The 17,391-nt window shown below is 63.2% G+C and carries 18 protein-coding genes; 10 read left to right on the top strand and 8 right to left on the bottom strand.

Features of this window, described 5'->3' with window-relative positions; all coding sequences use genetic code 11:
• Window positions 1–170 precede the first annotated feature (170 nt).
• From VCK47_RS04075 to VCK47_RS04040, 8 genes are all read left to right on the top strand, one after another.
• Window positions 171–1,754 (top strand): ABC transporter substrate-binding protein, encoded by a 1,584-nt coding sequence (locus VCK47_RS04075; RefSeq protein ID WP_416236644.1) that lies wholly within the window; start codon window positions 171–173, stop codon window positions 1,752–1,754.
• Window positions 1,755–1,832: 78 nt separating this feature from the next.
• Window positions 1,833–2,813 carry an ABC transporter permease gene (locus tag VCK47_RS04070; protein WP_322889440.1) on the top strand — a complete coding sequence of 327 codons (981 nt, stop codon included), beginning with the start codon at window positions 1,833–1,835 and terminating at the stop codon, window positions 2,811–2,813.
• A 3-nt stretch (window positions 2,814–2,816) separates the two neighbouring features.
• The gene (locus tag VCK47_RS04065) at window positions 2,817–3,794 is read left to right on the top strand and encodes an ABC transporter permease (RefSeq protein WP_322889439.1); all 978 of its coding nucleotides are present in this window, start codon (window positions 2,817–2,819) and stop codon (window positions 3,792–3,794) included.
• A gap of 8 nt (window positions 3,795–3,802) precedes the next feature.
• Complete coding sequence (locus tag VCK47_RS04060) at window positions 3,803–4,813, top strand: ABC transporter ATP-binding protein (RefSeq protein ID WP_322889438.1); 1,011 nt, start codon at window positions 3,803–3,805, stop codon at window positions 4,811–4,813.
• Window positions 4,810–5,796, top strand: a complete 987-nt coding sequence (locus tag VCK47_RS04055) for an oligopeptide/dipeptide ABC transporter ATP-binding protein (protein ID WP_322889437.1) — start codon at window positions 4,810–4,812, stop codon at window positions 5,794–5,796. Before VCK47_RS04060 ends, VCK47_RS04055 begins: the two co-directional genes overlap by 4 nt.
• 81 nt (window positions 5,797–5,877) lie before the next feature.
• On the top strand, window positions 5,878–6,267 hold the full coding sequence (locus VCK47_RS04050) for an antitoxin Xre-like helix-turn-helix domain-containing protein (RefSeq protein WP_322889436.1): 390 nt from the start codon (window positions 5,878–5,880) through the stop codon (window positions 6,265–6,267).
• Window positions 6,264–6,953, top strand: a complete 690-nt coding sequence (locus VCK47_RS04045; protein ID WP_322889435.1) for an RES family NAD+ phosphorylase — start codon at window positions 6,264–6,266, stop codon at window positions 6,951–6,953. The genes VCK47_RS04050 and VCK47_RS04045 overlap by 4 nt, the downstream gene beginning before the upstream one ends.
• Window positions 6,954–6,958: 5 nt before the next feature.
• Window positions 6,959–8,104 (top strand): ATP-grasp domain-containing protein, encoded by a 1,146-nt coding sequence (locus VCK47_RS04040; protein ID WP_322889434.1) that lies wholly within the window; start codon window positions 6,959–6,961, stop codon window positions 8,102–8,104.
• Here the strand turns inward: VCK47_RS04040 and VCK47_RS04035 are convergent.
• From VCK47_RS04035 to VCK47_RS04000, 8 genes are read right to left on the bottom strand one after another with little or no spacing between them, the layout of a single operon-like run.
• Window positions 8,089–9,072 (bottom strand): Rieske 2Fe-2S domain-containing protein, encoded by a 984-nt coding sequence (locus tag VCK47_RS04035; RefSeq protein WP_322889433.1) that lies wholly within the window; start codon window positions 9,070–9,072, stop codon window positions 8,089–8,091. The two genes, VCK47_RS04040 and VCK47_RS04035, sit on opposite strands and share 16 nt — an antisense overlap.
• On the bottom strand, window positions 9,069–10,178 hold the full coding sequence (locus tag VCK47_RS04030; RefSeq protein ID WP_322889432.1) for a GNAT family N-acetyltransferase: 1,110 nt from the start codon (window positions 10,176–10,178) through the stop codon (window positions 9,069–9,071). The genes VCK47_RS04035 and VCK47_RS04030 overlap by 4 nt, the downstream gene beginning before the upstream one ends.
• Window positions 10,175–11,419, bottom strand: a complete 1,245-nt coding sequence (locus VCK47_RS04025; protein ID WP_322889431.1) for a CoF synthetase — start codon at window positions 11,417–11,419, stop codon at window positions 10,175–10,177. The genes VCK47_RS04030 and VCK47_RS04025 overlap by 4 nt, the downstream gene beginning before the upstream one ends.
• Window positions 11,410–12,231, bottom strand: a complete 822-nt coding sequence (locus tag VCK47_RS04020) for an MBL fold metallo-hydrolase (protein ID WP_322889430.1) — start codon at window positions 12,229–12,231, stop codon at window positions 11,410–11,412. The genes VCK47_RS04025 and VCK47_RS04020 overlap by 10 nt, the downstream gene beginning before the upstream one ends.
• Window positions 12,228–13,193, bottom strand: coding sequence for an NAD(P)-dependent oxidoreductase (locus VCK47_RS04015; RefSeq protein WP_322889429.1), 966 nt, complete (start codon window positions 13,191–13,193; stop codon window positions 12,228–12,230). Before VCK47_RS04015 ends, VCK47_RS04020 begins: the two co-directional genes overlap by 4 nt.
• Before the next feature lie 3 nt (window positions 13,194–13,196).
• Entirely contained in the window at window positions 13,197–14,189 is a 993-nt protein-coding gene (locus tag VCK47_RS04010; RefSeq protein ID WP_322889428.1) for a 3-oxoacyl-ACP synthase III family protein, read from the bottom strand.
• Window positions 14,190–14,210: 21 nt separating this feature from the next.
• Window positions 14,211–14,336, bottom strand: coding sequence for a hypothetical protein (locus VCK47_RS04005; protein WP_322889427.1), 126 nt, complete (start codon window positions 14,334–14,336; stop codon window positions 14,211–14,213).
• A gap of 31 nt (window positions 14,337–14,367) precedes the next feature.
• Complete coding sequence (locus VCK47_RS04000; protein ID WP_322889426.1) at window positions 14,368–15,339, bottom strand: AraC family transcriptional regulator; 972 nt, start codon at window positions 15,337–15,339, stop codon at window positions 14,368–14,370.
• 260 nt (window positions 15,340–15,599) lie between these two features.
• Here VCK47_RS04000 and VCK47_RS03995 point away from each other — a divergent pair, with 260 nt between their 5' ends.
• Window positions 15,600–16,475 carry a sugar ABC transporter permease gene (locus tag VCK47_RS03995; protein WP_322889425.1) on the top strand — a complete coding sequence of 292 codons (876 nt, stop codon included), beginning with the start codon at window positions 15,600–15,602 and terminating at the stop codon, window positions 16,473–16,475.
• 4 nt (window positions 16,476–16,479) lie between these two features.
• A complete protein-coding gene (locus tag VCK47_RS03990; protein ID WP_322889424.1) occupies window positions 16,480–17,388 on the top strand; it encodes a carbohydrate ABC transporter permease in 909 nt (302 codons plus the stop codon).
• The last annotated feature ends 3 nt before the right edge of the window (window positions 17,389–17,391 follow it).

Raw genomic sequence — 17,391 nt, 5'->3', positions numbered from 1 at the left:
GCTTGGATTGCGCGCCCGATGCCCGCTCAACGGTACCGCGGCACGGCCTAAAATTGGTCAGTAACTTTGTCCTTTTGCATTGCAAATGGCGGCTGAATCATCTTTGTTGCGCGATACCAAGCACCGCCGTCTGATGCGGGCATGAAAATCATCCAATAGGAATTCTCGACATGACCAGAAAAATCCTCAGTCTTTCCGCTATGTTACTGTCCTCGACACTGATCGTGTCGCAGGCATCGGCGGAAACGATCCGCTGGGCGCGCGCCTCTGACGCGTTGACGCTGGACCCGCATTCGCAAAACCAGGGTGTCACGCATAACTTTGCCCATCACGTCTATGAAACGCTGATGGACCGCGATGTCGAAGGCACGTTGACGCCACGTCTTGCGACCTCTTGGGCGATCAAGGAGGGTGCGCCGGACACTTGGGTATTCACTCTGCGTGAAGGTGTGACCTTCCATGACGGTGCGGCCTTTACGGCGGAAGATGTCGTGTTCTCGCTCGACCGCGCGCGGTCGGAAAAATCCAACATGCGCCAGTTGCATGTGGACGTGGCCGAAGTCACCGCCGTTGACGATTACACTGTCGAGGTCCGCATGACCGGCCCGTCGCCGCTTTATCCCAACAACCTGACCAACACCTTCATCATGGACAAAGACTGGTCCGAGGCGAACAACGTGGTCGAAGTGCAGGATTACGCCGCCGGTGAAGACAATTTCGCCGTGCGTAACACCAATGGCACCGGCCCTTACATCCTGCAATCGCGTGAAGTCGATGTGCGCTCTGTGCTGACGATCAACGAAAACCATTGGGCTGAAACCAAGCCTGAAGTAACCGAGATCATCTATCTGCCGATCACCGATGCCGCGACGCGCGTTGCGGCGCTGTTGTCGGGTGAAGTGGACATCGTGCAGGACGTGCCCGTGCAGGACATCGACCGTCTGGCTGGCACCGATGGCATCAAGATCGAAACCGGTGCCGAGAACCGCGTGATCTATTTCGGCTACAAGTTCGGGGATGAGCCGCTGGCGTCGTCCAACATCACCGACAGCAACCCGTTCAACAGCCCGCTCGTGCGCGAGGCGATGGAACTGGCGATCGACCGTGACGCGATCCAAGCGGTCGTGATGCGCGGCCAGTCGATCCCGACAGGCGTAGCCAACCCACCTTTCGTGGATGGCTGGACCGAAGAGCTGAACGCCTATCCCGCCGTCGATCTGGACCGCGCGCGCGAATTGCTGACCGAGGCAGGTTATCCCGACGGGTTCAGCGTCACGCTCGACACACCCAACAACCGCTATGTCAACGACGAGGCGATCAGCCAAGCCGTTGTCGGCATGCTTGGCCGGATCGGGATCAACGTGACACTGGCCTCGCGCCCTGTGGCACAGCATTCGCCGCTGGTGACCAGCAACGAGACCGATTTCTACATGCTGGGCTGGGGCGTGCCGACCTTTGATTCCGCCTATGTCTTCAACGACTTGGTGCATTCGAAAGAAGGCAGCTATGGCGCCTATAACGGCGGTCTTTATTCCAACCCCGAACTGGACGCGATGATCAAGTCGCTGGGGACCGAGACAGATCTGGAAGCGCGGGCTGCTGTGGTCGCGGAAATCTGGGAAGTGGTCAAAGCGGACCGTGTGCTGCTGCCGATCCATAATCAGGTCTTGGCTTACGCGATGAACGACCGCATCACCCTGCCGGTTCACCCTGAGAACCAGCCGCTGTTGACCAGCGTCACGTTCGCAGACTGATCCGTCACGTTACCATGAACCGCCTTGGCTCGGGCAACCGGTGCAGGGCGGTTCTTTCATTCAAGAAGGGGTCGCCCGATGCTGGCCTTCATCATTCGACGGCTTGCGCAATCCGTTGTCGTCATGCTGTTTGTGGCGCTGATCGCGTTTATCGTTTTCCGCTATGTGGGTGACCCGATCGCCAGCATGGTCGGCGTGGACACGCGGCTGGAAGATCAGGAAATCATGCGCGAAAGGCTGGGCCTGAACGACAGCGTGATCGTGCAGTTCTTCCGGTTCATCGCCAATGCCGCCCAAGGCGAATTCGGCATTTCCTACCGCCTGCAACAACCCGTAACCGAGCTGATCCTGAGCCGTCTGCCCGCCACGATCGAACTGGCGCTGGTGTCGGCCACCATCGCGCTGGTGTTCGGTGTGATCTTCGGCGTCTATACCGCGCTGCGGCCCAAAGCCTGGTCCTCGGCCGGGATCATGGCGCTGTCGCTGGTCGGCGTCAGCCTGCCGACCTTCCTGATCGGGATCGGGCTGATCTATATCTTTGCGGTCGAACTTGGCTGGCTGCCGTCCTTCGGGCGCGGCGAGGTCGTGGATCTGGGCTGGTGGCGCACCGGCTTTCTGACTGAAAGCGGGCTGAAATCGCTGATCCTGCCCGCGATCACGCTGTCGCTGTTCCAGCTCACGCTGATCATGCGGCTGGTCAGGGCCGAGATGCTGGAAGTGCTGCGCACCGAGTATATCCGCTTTGCCAAGGCGCGCGGCCTGACCCAGCGCGCGATCAATTTCGGCCATGCGCTCAAGAACACGATGGTGCCCGTGATCACCATCACCGGCCTGCAACTGGGGTCGGTCATCGCCTTTGCGATTGTGACGGAAACCGTGTTCCAATGGCCGGGTGTCGGGTCGCTGTTCATCGTCTCGGTGCAGGTCGTGGACGTGCCCGTGATGGCCGCGTATCTCATGTTCATCGCGCTTGTGTTCGTGCTGATCAATCTTGTCGTCGATATTCTGTATTACGTTGTCGATCCGCGTCTGCGCGTCGATGGCGGGGCAGGGAAGTAAACCATGGAAAACCCCAACCTTGTCAAAGACGTCCCCGCCGAGGACCTGATCGTGCCCGTTCAGGCGCAGGGCCGACTGGCGCGTGCGCTCGACAGTGACATCTTTTATTCGTGGCGCACCTCGCCTGTGACAGTCGTGGCCACGCTGGTGGCGCTGTCGCTGGTCCTTATGGCCGTTCTGGCCCCTTGGATCGCGCCCTACAATCCGTTCAACCCCGCAAGCCTGAACCTGATGGACGGGTTCACCCCGCCTGCTAGCACGGGGGCTTTCACAGACAACTACTTTCTGATGGGCGCCGACAACCAAGGCCGCGACGTGCTGTCCACGATCATGTACGGCAGCCGTGTATCGCTGTTCGTGGGCGTGCTGGCCACGCTGTTCGCGATGACGCTGGGCGTGTCTTTGGGGCTGATTGCGGGGTATAATGGCGGCGTGATCGATGCGGTCATCATGCGTGTCACCGATATCCAGCTGTCCTTTCCCGCGATCCTGATCGCGCTGCTGATCTTCGGGATCGCGCGGGGCCTGATCCCCGCCAGCCAGCAGGAAAGCATGGCGGTCTGGGTGCTGATCCTTGCCATCGGCCTGTCGAACTGGGCGCAATTCGCGCGCACTGTGCGCGGGGCGACGATGGTGGAACGGCAGAAAGACTACGTTTCCGCCGCGCGGATCATGGGCGTGCATCCCATCCTGATCCTTTTGCGCCATGTGCTGCCCAACGTGCTGGGGCCGGTGCTGGTGATCGGCACGATCAGCCTTGCTCTGGCGATTATCGAAGAGGCAACCTTGTCCTTCCTTGGCGTGGGTGTACCGCCGACACAGCCATCCTTGGGCACGCTGATCCGTATCGGGCAGCAATTCCTGTTCTCGGGCGAATGGTGGATCCTGTTCTTCCCTGCCATGACGCTGATCGCGCTGGCGCTGTCGGTCAACCTGTTGGGTGACTGGCTGCGCGACGCGCTGAACCCCAAGCTGCGATAGGACACGTTATGACCGAACCGCTATTGTCCGTCCGCAACCTGACGGTGGAATTCCCCACGCGCCGCGGCATCCTGACCGCCGTACAGGATATCTCGTTCGACATCATGCCCGGCGAGGTGCTGGGCGTGGTGGGTGAATCGGGTGCCGGCAAGTCGATGACAGGGGCCGCCATCATGCGCCTGATCGACAGACCGGGCCGCATCGCAAACGGCGAGGTGATCCTGCAAGGCCGCCGCATCGACAACCTGCCCGATGCCGAGATGCGCAAGATCCGTGGCCGCAAGATCGGGATGATCTTTCAGGACCCGCTGACATCGCTGAACCCGCTCTACCGGATTTCCGAACAGTTGATCGAGACGATCCGCACCCACCTGCCGCTGTCGGAAACCGAGGCACGCAAGAAGGCGGTCCAATTGCTGGACGACGTGGGCATCCCTGATGCCTCCCGCCGGATCGATGATTATCCACACCAGTTTTCGGGCGGTATGCGCCAGCGCGTCGTGATCGCGCTTGCACTTTGCGCAGGGCCTGATCTGGTGATCGCGGATGAACCGACGACCGCCCTTGATGTGTCGGTGCAGGCGCAGATCATTGACGTGATGAAACGGCTTTGCGCTGAAAACGGGGCGGCGATCATGCTGGTCACGCATGACATGGGTGTGATCGCCGAAACCGCGGACCGTGTGGCGGTCATGTATGCGGGCCGGATCGCGGAAATCGGCCCCGTGCGCGACGTAATCAAGGACGCACAGCATCCTTATTCATCCGGCCTGATGGGTGCCATCCCGCGTCTGGGCGCGAACCTTGAGCGTCTGACCCAGATCCCCGGATCGATGCCGCGCCTGTCGGCCATCCCGCGCGGTTGCGCCTTCAACCCGCGCTGCCCGCATGTGATGGACAAATGCCGCATCGACCAGCCGCAGGCCGTGCAAACAGCCCCCGGCCGCCGCGTGGCCTGCTGGCTTTATCCGCCGCAGGACGGCACGACCGCAGCCGCAGAAAGGCAGAGCGCAGAATGACCAAGACGCTTTTGGATGTCCGCGGCCTGTCGCGCCGCTTTGACGTGTCGCAGCCCTGGCTGAACCGCAAGATCGAAGGCACCGGCAAGCTTTATGTCAACGCCGTTGATGACGTCAGCTTCACCGTCAAGCAGGGCGAAACCTTTGCCCTTGTCGGCGAAAGCGGGTCAGGCAAATCCACCATCGCGCGGCTGATCGTGGGTCTTCTCGCCCCCAGCAAGGGCGATATCGTGTTTGACGGCACCTCGCTCAAGGACGGGCTGAAAGGGGCCAAGGCGCGCGCCTTGCGCCGCCGGTTCCAGATGATCTTTCAGGACCCTCTGGCCAGCCTCAACCCGCGCTGGCGGGTCGTCGATATCGTGGCCGAACCCTTGCGCGTGTTCGAGCGCGGGATGAGCAACCGCGACCAGCGCCTGCGCGTGGGCGAATTGCTGACCCTTGTGGGCCTTGCCCCCGAGGATGGCGTGAAATTCCCGCACCAGTTTTCGGGTGGCCAGCGCCAGCGCATCGCGATTGCACGCGCGCTTGCCGCCAACCCCGATTTCATCGTCTGCGACGAGCCGACATCGGCGCTTGATGTGTCGGTGCAGGCGCAGATCCTGAACCTGATGAAGGACCTGCAAAAGGATTTCGGCCTGACCTATGTGTTCATCTCGCATAACCTGCAGGTCGTGCGGCACATGGCGAACGACATCGGCGTGCTGTATCTGGGCCGTCTGGCCGAAGTCGCCGAGGCGGGCGCGCTGTTCGATGCGCCCAAACATCCCTATACGCGGATGCTGCTGGATGCCGTGCCCGATATCGAGATGACAGGCCGGCGGCGCAAACAGGTCGAAGGCGAAATTCCGTCGCCTATCGACCCGCCGTCCGGGTGCGCCTTCCACCCGCGCTGTCCTTTTGCCAATGACCGCTGCAAGCGCGATGTGCCAAAGGTGATCAACGGCGTCGCCTGTCACGCGGTCGAGGAAGGGCGGATCGGCTAGTTCTGCTCGATTAGATCATATGGACTTGAATTTCGGTCCATATGATCCTATTCTGATGGCGTAGATCATCGGGAGAGTGTGATGGAAAACCTTGTTCTGGACCGTGCCGCCCCTGATCGGCAGGGGGTCGCGCTGAAAGCCTATGGGCGGATCGCCGATGGCTGGTCGCTGACCCTGCGCGAGGCGGCGGGGCTTGCTGATCTGTCCGATTCTACATGGAAGCGTGCGAAAAAGCCCGATTTTGCGGGTGATCTGACGCATGACCAGATGCTGCGGCTCAGCGCGCTGATCGGGATTTACAAGGCGCTCCAGCTTTATTTCAGCGCGCCTATTGCCGATGACTGGGTCAGACTGCCCAACCGCGGGCCGGAATTCGACGGGGCGCGCCCTGTGGATGCGATGATCGCGGGCGGTTTGCCGAAAATCCTGCGGGTGCGGGCCTATCTCGATGCCTTGCGGGGCGGGGTGTGAGGATCACCGCCATCAACGACCGCGCCCTTGTGCGGCTGATTTCGCAAACGCATCATAAGCCCCCCGTCCTGCGCGGGCTGGTCGATACGGACGACGAGGCCGCCGTTCTTGCCACCATCGAGGGCGAGACCAGCGCCCGCCTGATCGCGGAACGCGAGGGCAGCGCCGCGCTTGACCGGCGCGAACTAGCTTTTGCACGCCGGTCGCAGGACCTGAAACTCTACGGCCAAAGCCATATCAACGCGGCTTTCACCTATACCCGCCCGACGGGCAACCGGTTCAATACCGGCGACCGCGGCGCGTGGTATTGTGCTTGGGACATGCTGACCAGCGCGCAAGAGGTTGGGTATCACCGCTCGCGCGAACTGGGGTTCATCGGGCGGTACGAGGACGAAGCGCGCTATGTCGAATTGCTGGCCGATTTCATCGGTGATTTTCCCGATCTGCACGGGCAGGCGCATCCCGCCCTCGATGCCGACACAGCGCGCGGGTATCCCGCAGGCCAACGCCTTGCCGCGACCTTGCGCGCCGATGGGCATCGCGGGTTGATCTATCCGTCCGTGCGACATCCGGGCGGGCGCTGTTTTGTGGCCTTCGACCCTGGCATCATCCAGAACGTGCGTCCGGGTGCCAGTTGGCGGCTGGTCTGGAACGGTACGCCCGCCTTCACCGTCGCGGGGGGCTAAAGGCTTTGCGCGTCCTGATCACCGGCGCGCGCGCACCCGTCGCGCTGCATCTGTTGCGCCTTCTGGCGGGGGCGGGCCATGAGGTGCATCTGGCCGACAGCCTGCGCCAGCCCTTGTCTGCGGCATCCGTGCTGCATCAGGGCTGTCATCTGCTGCCATCGCTGCGGGCTGAGATGGGCGCGGCGGCAGAGGCTTTGCAGCGGCTGCTCCGCGACCAGCGCATCGACTACGTGATCCCGACCTGCGAAGAGGTGCTCTATCTGGGGCAAATCTGGCGCGATCACCCGATGCCCGCCCCTTTGTTCGCCCCATCGTTTGAACTGCTGGAACAGGTCCACAACAAGCACCGCTTCATCATGCTCTGCGAGGCGCTCGGCCTGCCCGCGCCGCGCACCCGGCTGTTACAATCCAAGGCAGATGTGACCGCCCTTGTGCCAGAAGCGCAGGCCCTGGTGTTCAAACCCGTCTGGTCCCGTTTCGCAACCCAGACGATGATCCGTCCTGCGCGGCTTGACCGGATCGCCCCCAGCCCTGCCGCCCCTTGGGTCGCGCAGGATTTCATCGCGGGGCAGGAACTGTGCGTCTATGCCGTGGCCCATGCAGGAAAGGTCACAGCGCTGTCGGCCTATCGCGGGCTGATCCGCGCGGGTCTGGGTGCGTCAGTCTGTTTTGCGGCGGTGCAGGACGCGGGTGTCACCGATTTCGTCACGCGGTTCGTGGCAGGCACAGGCTGGACCGGCCAGATATCCTTTGATCTGATCCGGCGGGACGATGGCACGGTCCTGCCCATCGAATGCAACCCGCGTGCGACCAGCGGGCTGCATTTTTTCCGCGATCCCGCACCCATTGCGGCGGCGATCAGCGGCAAAGGCACAGCGGTGCCGGATGTGACGCAGCCGCAAGGCGTGCCGCTGGCCGTCTGGCTTTACGGCCTGCCGCAGGTTATGCGCAAAGGCGGCTGGCAGGCGTTGCGCCACGCGCGCGCGACGGTCGGTGATGTGATGGACTGGCCAGGCGACCGTTTCGGCATTGCCAAGCAACTACGCCCCTTGGCCGAGATCGCCCGCATCGCGCTGCGGGACCGCGTCAGCCTGCAAAAGGCCGCGACCCGTGATATCGAATGGGACGGACCGGATCAAAGGTCGATCTGATACTGCCGTGGCGCTGTCGCTGCGGCGGGTGGGTCGCCCGCCACCATCGCCGCAATGTCGCGGCGCAGAAAATCGAGCGGGCCGATCACCGGCGCCGGAAATCCGGCCAGCCGCGCGTTGTCATGGGCTGACGCCAGCACGCGACGGTCCTGCGCCAGTGCGATGTTGAATAGCGGCTTGAAGGCCAGCGCCTTGATCTGCCCCAACAACCCTTGCCTTGGTCCGGCAAGCCAGCCGATCCCTTCGACCATGTCCTCATCCGCCTGCCGCAGATGAAAGGTCGTGGCCAGCACCAGCCCGCGCGGCCCCCAATATTCCAGTTCGGCAATACCGGGGTGGCGATAGCGGCCTACGGTGCGCACCCGCGCCCCGTCCAGCAGGCGGCTGACAAGCCCGTCCTGTTTCTCCTCGCCGGAATAGCTGGCCTCGACCCAGTCCAGCCCGCCCGTGACCGTGACCTGCACGCGCTGGCGTTTGGCGGACAGGCCACGCAACAGGCCCTTGTGGGTGAAATGGGTATGGGTCGCATCAAGGATGTTTTCGGCCACATCCACCAGCCGCCCCCGCGCGCTGCTTTTGACAAGGCGCAGGACCGGCGACTGGCCCGCCATGACATGGGTATAGGGCGGCATATCAGGCACGCCGCGCGCGATGAAAACCGCCCCCTCCGCCTCGAGCGCGGCATAGCGCGCAACACGGGCGCGCGGCAGATCACCGATATGGCCGGGGATCGCCATGCAAGCCCCATCCGCGCCGAACCGCCAGCCGTGATAGGGGCATTCCAGCGCGCCATTTACCACGCGCCCGCCCGACAGCGCCACCATCCGGTGCGGGCAACGGTCCGCCAGTGCGCTGATCTTGCCATCCGCGCGAAACAGCACCACTGCCGCGCCTTCATGCATCACCCGTATAGGGCGCTTGCCTACATCGCGCGACAAAGCGACGGCCTGCCAGTGATCGCCGCTCATAGCCCGAACCTTTGCAACAGGGGGATGCCGACCCGGCGCAGCACCTTTTCCATGAAACCGACCGCAATGCGCTGACGGCGCGGCAGATGGGCGGCATAGACAGCCGTGTATTCGATCACCGGCACCGCCTGCCTGTGCCGCTTGAAGGCGGCGGCCCCCGCGCTCATGTTGAAAAACAACCCCTCGCGGATCGCGATATCCTGCGCCAATGCCATGACCATCCGGTAAAGCCCGTCCTGCTGCGGACGCGCGGTATCATAGCCGACCACGGGCTGGGTCAGCGTGCGCCCGTTGGCAAAAAGCCCTGTCACGGCGACCAGTGCGCCATCTGCCGCCCGCAGGCCACGCAGCCGCATCAGCCGCGCGCGGTGCATCCGGCGCAGGTAAAGCGCGCTGTAGCGCGGGTTCAGCGGCGTATATTTGTCGATATAGAGCATGTCATAAAGCCGGGCTGCACGCTGGTAATCAGCCTCTGTAAACTCGTCATCAGTAACAAGCTGCAGATCGGTCCGCGCCAGCACCAGCCGGTCACGTTTCATATTGGCGCTGTGATGCGCAAAGGCTGCACCGTCGAACAGATAGATCTGCCGCGCGGGCAGCAACTGAAACCCCGCCGCACGCAGCGCCGTTATCGTGGCCCCGTCCGCCACGGGATTGAGCGAGCGCAGCACCAGCGCGCGGTCGGGATGGATTGCTGTCAGGCTGTCGCGCAGGTCGGTCACCGCTTCTGGTGTCAGCGTCGGGACCGGATTGGTCGAAAACAGCCAGTTGTTGATCTGCACCTGATGGTCGATGCCACTGGCGCGGACCACGGGCGCGCAGGCGCGGATCAGCGCGGTAACCGCAAGCTTGAGCGCGGGATGCGACCGGAAATGGCGGGTCTCGTCGATGGCATAGTCGATATAGGCGGTGACCGGATTGCAAATATAGCAATTGCCGCGCTGGGCGCGGTCGTTGACCGTCAGCGGATAGGCGCGCCCCGCAACGGTGATCAGGTCCACGGTTGTGTCCAGATTGGCGATCAGGTCCGGCACGGGATGGGCCTGAAACAGGGCGACGAAGGCCGCAACCATCTCTGGCGTGTTCGCCACCCGTTCGGGGGTCATGCGCCAGCACCCAAACGGCATTCCACGCGGCGCAATTTGCGGCTGACGTCCAGCGCCAGCCCGTCGCGCGTCACGGTGATGACAGGCTGCACCCCAAGGCGCGCCAGTGCCGCCTGCACGCCAGCCTGCGCCGCGCCGACAGCATCAGGCGCAAGGCTATGTGGCAGGACCAGCGTCACCGCGCCATCCGCAGTCTGGATCACGCGGAAATCGGTGATCCGTGCATCCGCCTGCACCACGGCATTGCGCAGCACATCGGGTGTCACCAGCACCGCGCCAAAACGGAAACAATCGTCGATGCGCCCCACGACCTCTTCCACCCGTTGCAAGGGCGATCCGCAGGGGCAGGGCTCGTTTGACAGGCGCAACAGGTCGTTCATCCGGTAGCGGGCAAGGATCTGTTCCTGCCTGCGAAAACTGGTGATCAGCGGCGAGACAAGACCATCCCCCACAGGCTCGAACGCGAAAGCAACCGAATCTTCGGCCAGATGCAGATGGCCATGCGCACAGGTCACACCCAGCAGCCCTTCAGTCGCCATGTAGATCTGGCCCAGCATCAGGCCAAAACCATCCTCAATCACATGCCGGTCCACGGGGTCGAGCGTTTCGGCTGCGCTGAAAATGCGGCGCGGGGCAAGGCGCGGGCCGTGTTCGACAAAGTGGCGCAGGACCTTGGGCGGGGCCACGATCACCGTGGGGTCATAGGCGGCAAGCGTGTCGCGCCATGCTTCCACCCCTTGGGTCAGGGCAAAGAACCGCAGTTGCAGAAACGGCACCGACCGCGCGCTGCTGTACAGCCGCGTGTCCTGCGGCAGGATGATCGCCACGCGCTGCGGCCGCCACAACAGCCCCGCCATCGCCTTGGCCAATAGCGCGCCCAGCCAGCGATAGCGTTCCAGATCGGAGATCACGAAATAGCCGCGGTTGCCGCTGGTGCCGGTGCTCGCACCCACGGTGAACGGTCCGACCTTGCACTCCGACGCCAGTGCCGCGCGGACCTGATCGGCTGTAATGCCTGCGCGGTTGTAGCTGGCGAAATCGGCCATCAGCGCGGCCTTGTCCATCACCGGCAGCAGGGCCAGATCGCGCGGGGCGCGGGCAAAGGCTGGGACTTGCGGCAGGTCGTGGTCCAGCCAGTGCCGTAGCGCTTGGGCTTGCGCCGTCTCGAAATCCGTCCGCGACAGGGCGGACAGGCGGCGGGTGGTCAGGTAGCTGCCCAAGGCCTCGCGGATCAGGCGCATGGGTCCGGCTCGTCATAGCGGGTGGGCGCGGGGTCGTGGCACAGCACCACATCACCGCCCGATGCCGCAACGCCCGCCACCAGATCGCAGGACCCTGCATGCGCCGCGCGGTCGGTCGCCACCAGCATCGCAGGCAGCCCCGGACGCCGCGCCGCAGGCAGGGCAGCCAGCATCCATTGTGTATCGACCGCGTAAAGCAGCGGCTTTTTCAAGGCCGCGAACAAAAGCCCCAGATGCCCGACCGCATGACCGGGCAGGGCTAGGGCCAGCAGCGCCCCGTCGCCCAGCAGATCATGGGCCATGCCAAGGTCTGTCTGCACCAGCGGCTTGTCTTCGATCAGGTCGAGCCTTTCTGCAAAATCGGGCGGCAGCAGTTCGGGAAACACCGCATGGCGCAGGTTGCCCCATCTGCCGGCGCCGCGCAGCGCGTCCCATCCCGCGCGGCCTGCGATGAACCGCGCCTTGGGGAACAGGTGCAGGCCCGAGACATGATCGGCATGGAAATGCGTGACGATCACGGTTGTGATATCGTCAACCCGCAACCCGTGGCGCGCCAGAAACGGCTCTGGCTGTCCGTCGGGCAGCAGATGCGCCCCCAGCGCGCGGCCATAAAACCGCAAGGCCGCACTGCGCCCTGCCGCTTGCAGGGCATGGGCGGTATAGCCCGTGTCGATCAGGACCGGCCCCGCAACGGGGCTGAGATAGAGCCCATAGCGCACCCACAGCGCACGTTGCCGCCAAGGTGCGCCGCGCAGGACCAGCCTTTCGGGGGCCTTGACCAGCGCGCTGTTGGCAAAGACGGGCGCGGTCATGGCTGCCCTCGAAACGTGCGGTCAAGTCCGTCCGCAAATGACACCTGCGGCGACCAGCCCAGCACGTCACGCGCCTTGCTGATATCAAGGCTTTGCGCATAGGCGAACAGCGCCAGACCATAGCGCGTCACAGCAGGTTCGGGGCGGTGCGGCAAAAGCAGGCTTGCCATCTCGACCGCACCGGCCACGGCCATCACAGGGCGAAGCGGCATTTTGCGCCAGCGCAGCGGCTGGCCTGCGGCGGCACAGGCGCGGGTCGCGATCTCGGTCACGGGGATCACCTCGCCACCGGTGATGTTGAAGATCTGGTCGCTCGCGGCGGGTCCGGCCTGCAAAGCTGCCATCACGGCGCTGACGACGTCATCGACATGGGTCAGGTCGATGCGCGCCCGCCCGTCACGCAGCAGCGGCAGCGGGCCACGCGCGGCGGCCCGCAACAGACGCGGCAAAAGCGCTGTGTCGCCTGCGCCGTAAATCCCGCGCGGGCGCAGCACGATGGCAGAGGTGGGACCGGCCAGCACGATCCGTTCAGCCTCTGCCTTGGTTGCGGCATAGGGGTTGAAGGGGCGCGGCAGGGGCGCATCCTCGGCCACGTTCAACTGGTCCATCGGCGCGAAACTGACCGATGCGCTGGAGATATGCACCAGCCGCTCCACCCCCAGCGCCTGCGCCAAAGCGTCCACATTGCGCGTCGCGATGACATTGGCAGCGATGAAATCCCGCCTTGGCCCGAAAGGGGCGGAGAGGGCTGCGCTATGCACAATCGCCGTCACCTCTGCGTAAGCGGCAGGATCAAGCGGGCGGGTCAGGTCATGGGTGCGCATATCGAGCCCTTGGGCGCGCAAGTCTGCGATCCGTGCGGCATCGCGCCCCAGTCCGATGGCGGGCTGTCCGCTGTCCGCCAGATGGCGCAACAGCGCGCCGCCCAGAAACCCCGTCGCCCCTGTGACCAGCACCGCCATGCGTCAGGCCACCAGCGCCAGACCGCCAAAGGACACCCCCGCCGAGGTCCCCAGCAGCAGCACCTTGTCGCCCGCCCCAATCCGGCCTTCGCGGCGGGCAAGGTCATAGGCAAAAGGGATCGAGGCCGCGATCTGGTTGCCGTAATCGGCGGCGATATCGACGACCTGTGCAGGCGCGAAACCCGTCTGGCGGATCATATGCGCCAGCCCTGCAGGGCTCGCCTGATGCGGCACGACCAGTGCGACATCGCCTTGCCGCCAGTCCGCCTTAGCCAGAAGGTCGGCGACGAAGCCTTTGAAATGCTGGGCTGTCAGGCGGAACAGCGCCTTGCCATCCATGGCGAATCTGGCGTGGGCGGCGAAACCTGCCGGATCATTGTGGAAATCGAACCGCGTGCCGCCCGCGCCCAGCGTGCAGGCATCATAGGCGGAGGGATAGCTGCGCAGTTGCATCGCGGCAAGACAGGCGGCCGACCCTGTCGGTGCGGCCCCCAGTACCATCGCGGCGGCACCGTCGCCGAACAAGGCGGCGGTCTCGATATCATCCTCCCACGGCAGTGCGCGCGAGGCGATCTCGGACGAGACAACCAGCGCGCGGCGGGCCGCCCCCGTGGCGATCTGGCGCGCGGCCAGATCGAACGCGGCAATAAAGCTCAGGCAGGTCGCGTTCACGTCAAAGGCGGCGGCGGACCCGTCCGCCATGCCAAGCGCGCGCATCACCAAAGGGGCTGTCGCGGGGATCGGCTGATAGGGGACAGCCGCGCCGAAGACGACAAGGTCGATCTGGTCGGGCGTTGTATCTGCATCCTCCAGCGCCAATTGGCAGGCGGTAACGGCAAGGCTGATCTGGTCCTCGGTATTGCAAACGTGGCGGGACAGAACACCTGTTGCCTGCGCCAGACTGCCCGGCGCAAGGTGCCGGTCGGTTTCGATCTTGGATGTCGGCAGGCGCAGGGCAGGGGTCGCGCGTCCCGTGCCGTAAACCGCGATGGGCATGTGACCTGTCATGCTCGTTACTCAGCCCATCTGCGCCGCTGCCGCACCGGCGACCCGTTCCGCCCCGAAGCTATCGCGCACAAGGGGATCGTTCAACGGCAATTCCTGCAGCGGTCCCTGCGCGGCGACAGGCGCCCCCCATGTCACGCGCGTGCCTCTCTGCGGCGCAGGCGGCCTTTCACGGCACATGCGGCATCGCATCGGGGCGCAGGGGATAGATGATTTCGCCGTCTTCCTCGCCGCGCGGCCATGCGCCGTCGCGGCGGCGGCGCACCTGATCCTGCCAGCCGCGCGGGCTGATGCCGATATGCCGCTTGAACAGGCGCGAAAAGTAATAGCTGTCGGCGAAGCCCAGCCGCTGGCCGGTTTCCGCGACGCTGTAGCCTGCCTCGAGCAGCTGCATCGCAATCTCCATCCGCTTGAATTCCTGATATTTCGCGGGGGTCATGCCAATGCGCCTGCGGAACTCGCGCCGGAAATAGATGTCGTTATAGGGGGCCTCGGCGACCACATCGTCGGCGAGGTCGGGCTTGAGCGGGTCTGCCGCGATCTGTGTCGCGGCGATCATCACGGCCATCGGCAGGCCTTCTGGCTGGTCAAGCCCGGTTTCCTGCACGTTTTGCCAGCCCATAAAAGCATCCTCGATGAACTGGTTGAGGATCACCATGAACGTATGATGCATCACGGGTGTGGTCGAACTGGCCGGTGCTGTGGCGCGGTAATGCGCGACCAGCGGGGCCAACATCGGCCAGTTTCCCAACCGTACGACGGGGCGGGTCTTCATCCGCTCCAGCATGTCGTGGCGACCGAAAAGGTCGAGCCGGAAATGCTGTGCAAGGCCGGTATAAACGGTGTCGGGATCGGGATTGCAGCCTTCAAACGGCATGCCTGCCCTGATCAACATGGCCATGCCGGGGGTCAGGTGGATGGTCTGCCCATCCATCCGGTATTGCCCTGTCCCCGACAGGCAGACCACAAGATCATGCGATGCGTTCACTTTTTCGATCGACCAGCTGTGCGAATGGCGCATGCGGATCGCAGACCTTGTCAGCGTCAGGTCCAGCGCGCGCAAGGGAATACCCGACAACACACCATTTCCCTGTGTCGCACGGTGCGAAAGGCTTTGGCTGGCGTATTCCATTTCGTCCATCTTTTCGTGCCTGTTTGTCAATTCCCTCGCAGGCTTTCAGTCTGGCATATTAGTCGAACACGCGACAAGTGAAAGCTTGTGGCACCCGATCAGATCGAGGGAGGAGCGATTTGATGGCCTGTGTGATCGCAACCATTGGTGGTATCTGCCCTGTATTCGGGCGCACCGGTCATCACGGCCCTCGGCTTCCCGAAGATCGCAACCAATCTGTCCGCGCGGCTGTGTTCAAGCCGGGCTGCATCATCTGAGCTGGAGGAGCCATGGAAAGCCGTTTCTTGGGGCTTGCCTATCTGTCACCCTACATCATCGGGCTTCTGGTCTTTACCATGATCCCGTTTCTGGCGTCACTGTATCTGAGTTTCACGGATTATTCCCTGATCAACAGCCCCAGTTGGATCGGTCTGGAAAACTTCCGCGACATGATGTCGGACCGGACGTTCCAGCGGTCGCTGAACGTGACCTTGCTTTATGTGTTGATCACGGTGCCGCTGAAACTGGCCTTCGCCCTGTTCATCGCGGTGATCCTGAATTACCGGCTGCGCGCGATCGGCTTCTTCCGCACCGCCTATTACGTCCCGTCCATCCTTGGCGGGTCCATCGCGATCGCGGTGCTGTGGCGCTACATATTCGCGGATGCGGGGCTGATCAATCTGGTGCTGACGACGATCGGGCTGGAACCGGTCAACTGGTTCGGCGATCCGGTCAACGCGCTGTTCACGATCACCTTGCTGCGGACATGGCAGTTCGGATCGGCCATGGTCATCTTTCTGGCGGCTTTGCAGTCGATCGACAAATCGCTTTACGAAGCGGCGGCGATCGAAGGGGCCAACAAATGGCAGATTTTCTGGCACATCACGATGCCGCTGATCACGCCTGTGATTTTCTTCAACCTGATCATGCAGATGGTGCAGGCGTTCCAGGAATTCAACGGACCCTATGTGATCACCGGCGGCGGGCCGCTGCGGTCCACCTATCTGCTGCCTCTCTACATCTATGACGAAGCGTTCAAGAATTTCAACATGGGCTACGCCTCTGCGCTCGCCTGGGTTCTGTTCGTCATCATCATGGTCCTGACCCTCGTCGCCTTCTGGTCGTCGAAAAAGTGGGTCTATTACGCTGGCGACAAGAGGAGCTGAGCGCATGAGCACGCCTGACACAACCTTCACGCCCGCAGGTCCCGCACGCACCATCATTCTCAAGCCCGAGGACCGGCGTGCAGAGCGGCTGTCCGCCTTCCTGCGGTATTCGCTGCTGATCTTCGTGGGTTTTCTGATGCTCTATCCGCTGTTGTGGCTGGTGGGGGCCTCGTTCAAGTCCAATCAGGAGATTTTCAGCTCAATCGGGTTCATCCCGCAGGAACCGACGCTGGAAGGCTATCGCAAAGGCTGGGAGACATCGACGCCCTACACCTTCGGGCGGTTCTTCTGGAACACGTTCCTGATCATCCTGCCGAAAACGGTTTTCACGGTGATTTCCTGCGCGCTGGTGGCCTATGGCTTTGCGCGGTTCGAGTTCCGCTACAAAAAACTGTTGTTCGCAAGCCTGATCGCCACGCTGCTGTTGCCCAACGTGGTGACACGGGTGCCGCAGTACATCTTGTTCCGTGATCTGGGCTGGCTGGACACCTACCTGCCGCTTTGGGTGCCTTCGGCTTTTGCGGGGGATGCGTTCTTTGTCTTCATGCTGATCCAGTTCCTGCGCGCCATTCCACGCGACATGGAAGAGGCCGCGCGCGTCGATGGGGCCAACAGTTTCCAGACGCTGATCTATATCGTCGTGCCGATGCTGACACCGGCGCTGATCTCGGTCGCGCTGTTCCAGTTCATGTGGACGATGAACGATTTTCTGGGTCCGCTGATCTATCTGTCCTCGGTCGACAGTTTCCCCGTCAGCCTTGCGCTGAAACTGTCGATCGACACGACCGAGGCCTTCGACTGGAACCGCATCCTTGCGATGTCCGTGTTCGCCCTGCTGCCAGCGCTGATCGTTTTCTTCATTGCACAACGCTACTTCATCGAGGGCATCTCGGTGGGGGGAGTGAAAGGATAACCC

Origin of the sequence: Yoonia sp. 72 (genome assembly GCF_034652275.1) — a bacterium.
GTDB lineage: Bacteria > Pseudomonadota > Alphaproteobacteria > Rhodobacterales > Rhodobacteraceae > Yoonia.
The sequence above is the reverse complement of the archived record's forward strand: the minus strand, read 5'-3'. Positions and strand labels throughout refer to the sequence as shown.

Excerpts from the sequence above, each read along its gene's own strand:
- VCK47_RS04075 (WP_416236644.1), top strand. The coding sequence starts at position 171 with ATGACCAGAAAAATCCTCAGTCTTTCCGCTATGTTACTGTCCTCGACA.
- VCK47_RS04070 (WP_322889440.1), top strand. The coding sequence starts at position 1,833 with ATGCTGGCCTTCATCATTCGACGGCTTGCGCAATCCGTTGTCGTCATG.
- VCK47_RS04065 (WP_322889439.1), top strand. The coding sequence starts at position 2,817 with ATGGAAAACCCCAACCTTGTCAAAGACGTCCCCGCCGAGGACCTGATC.
- VCK47_RS04060 (WP_322889438.1), top strand. The coding sequence starts at position 3,803 with ATGACCGAACCGCTATTGTCCGTCCGCAACCTGACGGTGGAATTCCCC.
- VCK47_RS04055 (WP_322889437.1), top strand. The coding sequence starts at position 4,810 with ATGACCAAGACGCTTTTGGATGTCCGCGGCCTGTCGCGCCGCTTTGAC.
- VCK47_RS04050 (WP_322889436.1), top strand. The coding sequence starts at position 5,878 with ATGGAAAACCTTGTTCTGGACCGTGCCGCCCCTGATCGGCAGGGGGTC.
- VCK47_RS04035 (WP_322889433.1), bottom strand. The coding sequence starts at position 9,072 with ATGAGCGGCGATCACTGGCAGGCCGTCGCTTTGTCGCGCGATGTAGGC.
- VCK47_RS04030 (WP_322889432.1), bottom strand. The coding sequence starts at position 10,178 with ATGACCCCCGAACGGGTGGCGAACACGCCAGAGATGGTTGCGGCCTTC.
- VCK47_RS04025 (WP_322889431.1), bottom strand. The coding sequence starts at position 11,419 with ATGCGCCTGATCCGCGAGGCCTTGGGCAGCTACCTGACCACCCGCCGC.
- VCK47_RS04020 (WP_322889430.1), bottom strand. The coding sequence starts at position 12,231 with ATGACCGCGCCCGTCTTTGCCAACAGCGCGCTGGTCAAGGCCCCCGAA.
- VCK47_RS04015 (WP_322889429.1), bottom strand. The coding sequence starts at position 13,193 with ATGGCGGTGCTGGTCACAGGGGCGACGGGGTTTCTGGGCGGCGCGCTG.
- VCK47_RS04010 (WP_322889428.1), bottom strand. The coding sequence starts at position 14,189 with ATGCCCATCGCGGTTTACGGCACGGGACGCGCGACCCCTGCCCTGCGC.
- VCK47_RS04000 (WP_322889426.1), bottom strand. The coding sequence starts at position 15,339 with ATGGACGAAATGGAATACGCCAGCCAAAGCCTTTCGCACCGTGCGACA.
- VCK47_RS03995 (WP_322889425.1), top strand. The coding sequence starts at position 15,600 with ATGGAAAGCCGTTTCTTGGGGCTTGCCTATCTGTCACCCTACATCATC.
- VCK47_RS03990 (WP_322889424.1), top strand. The coding sequence starts at position 16,480 with ATGAGCACGCCTGACACAACCTTCACGCCCGCAGGTCCCGCACGCACC.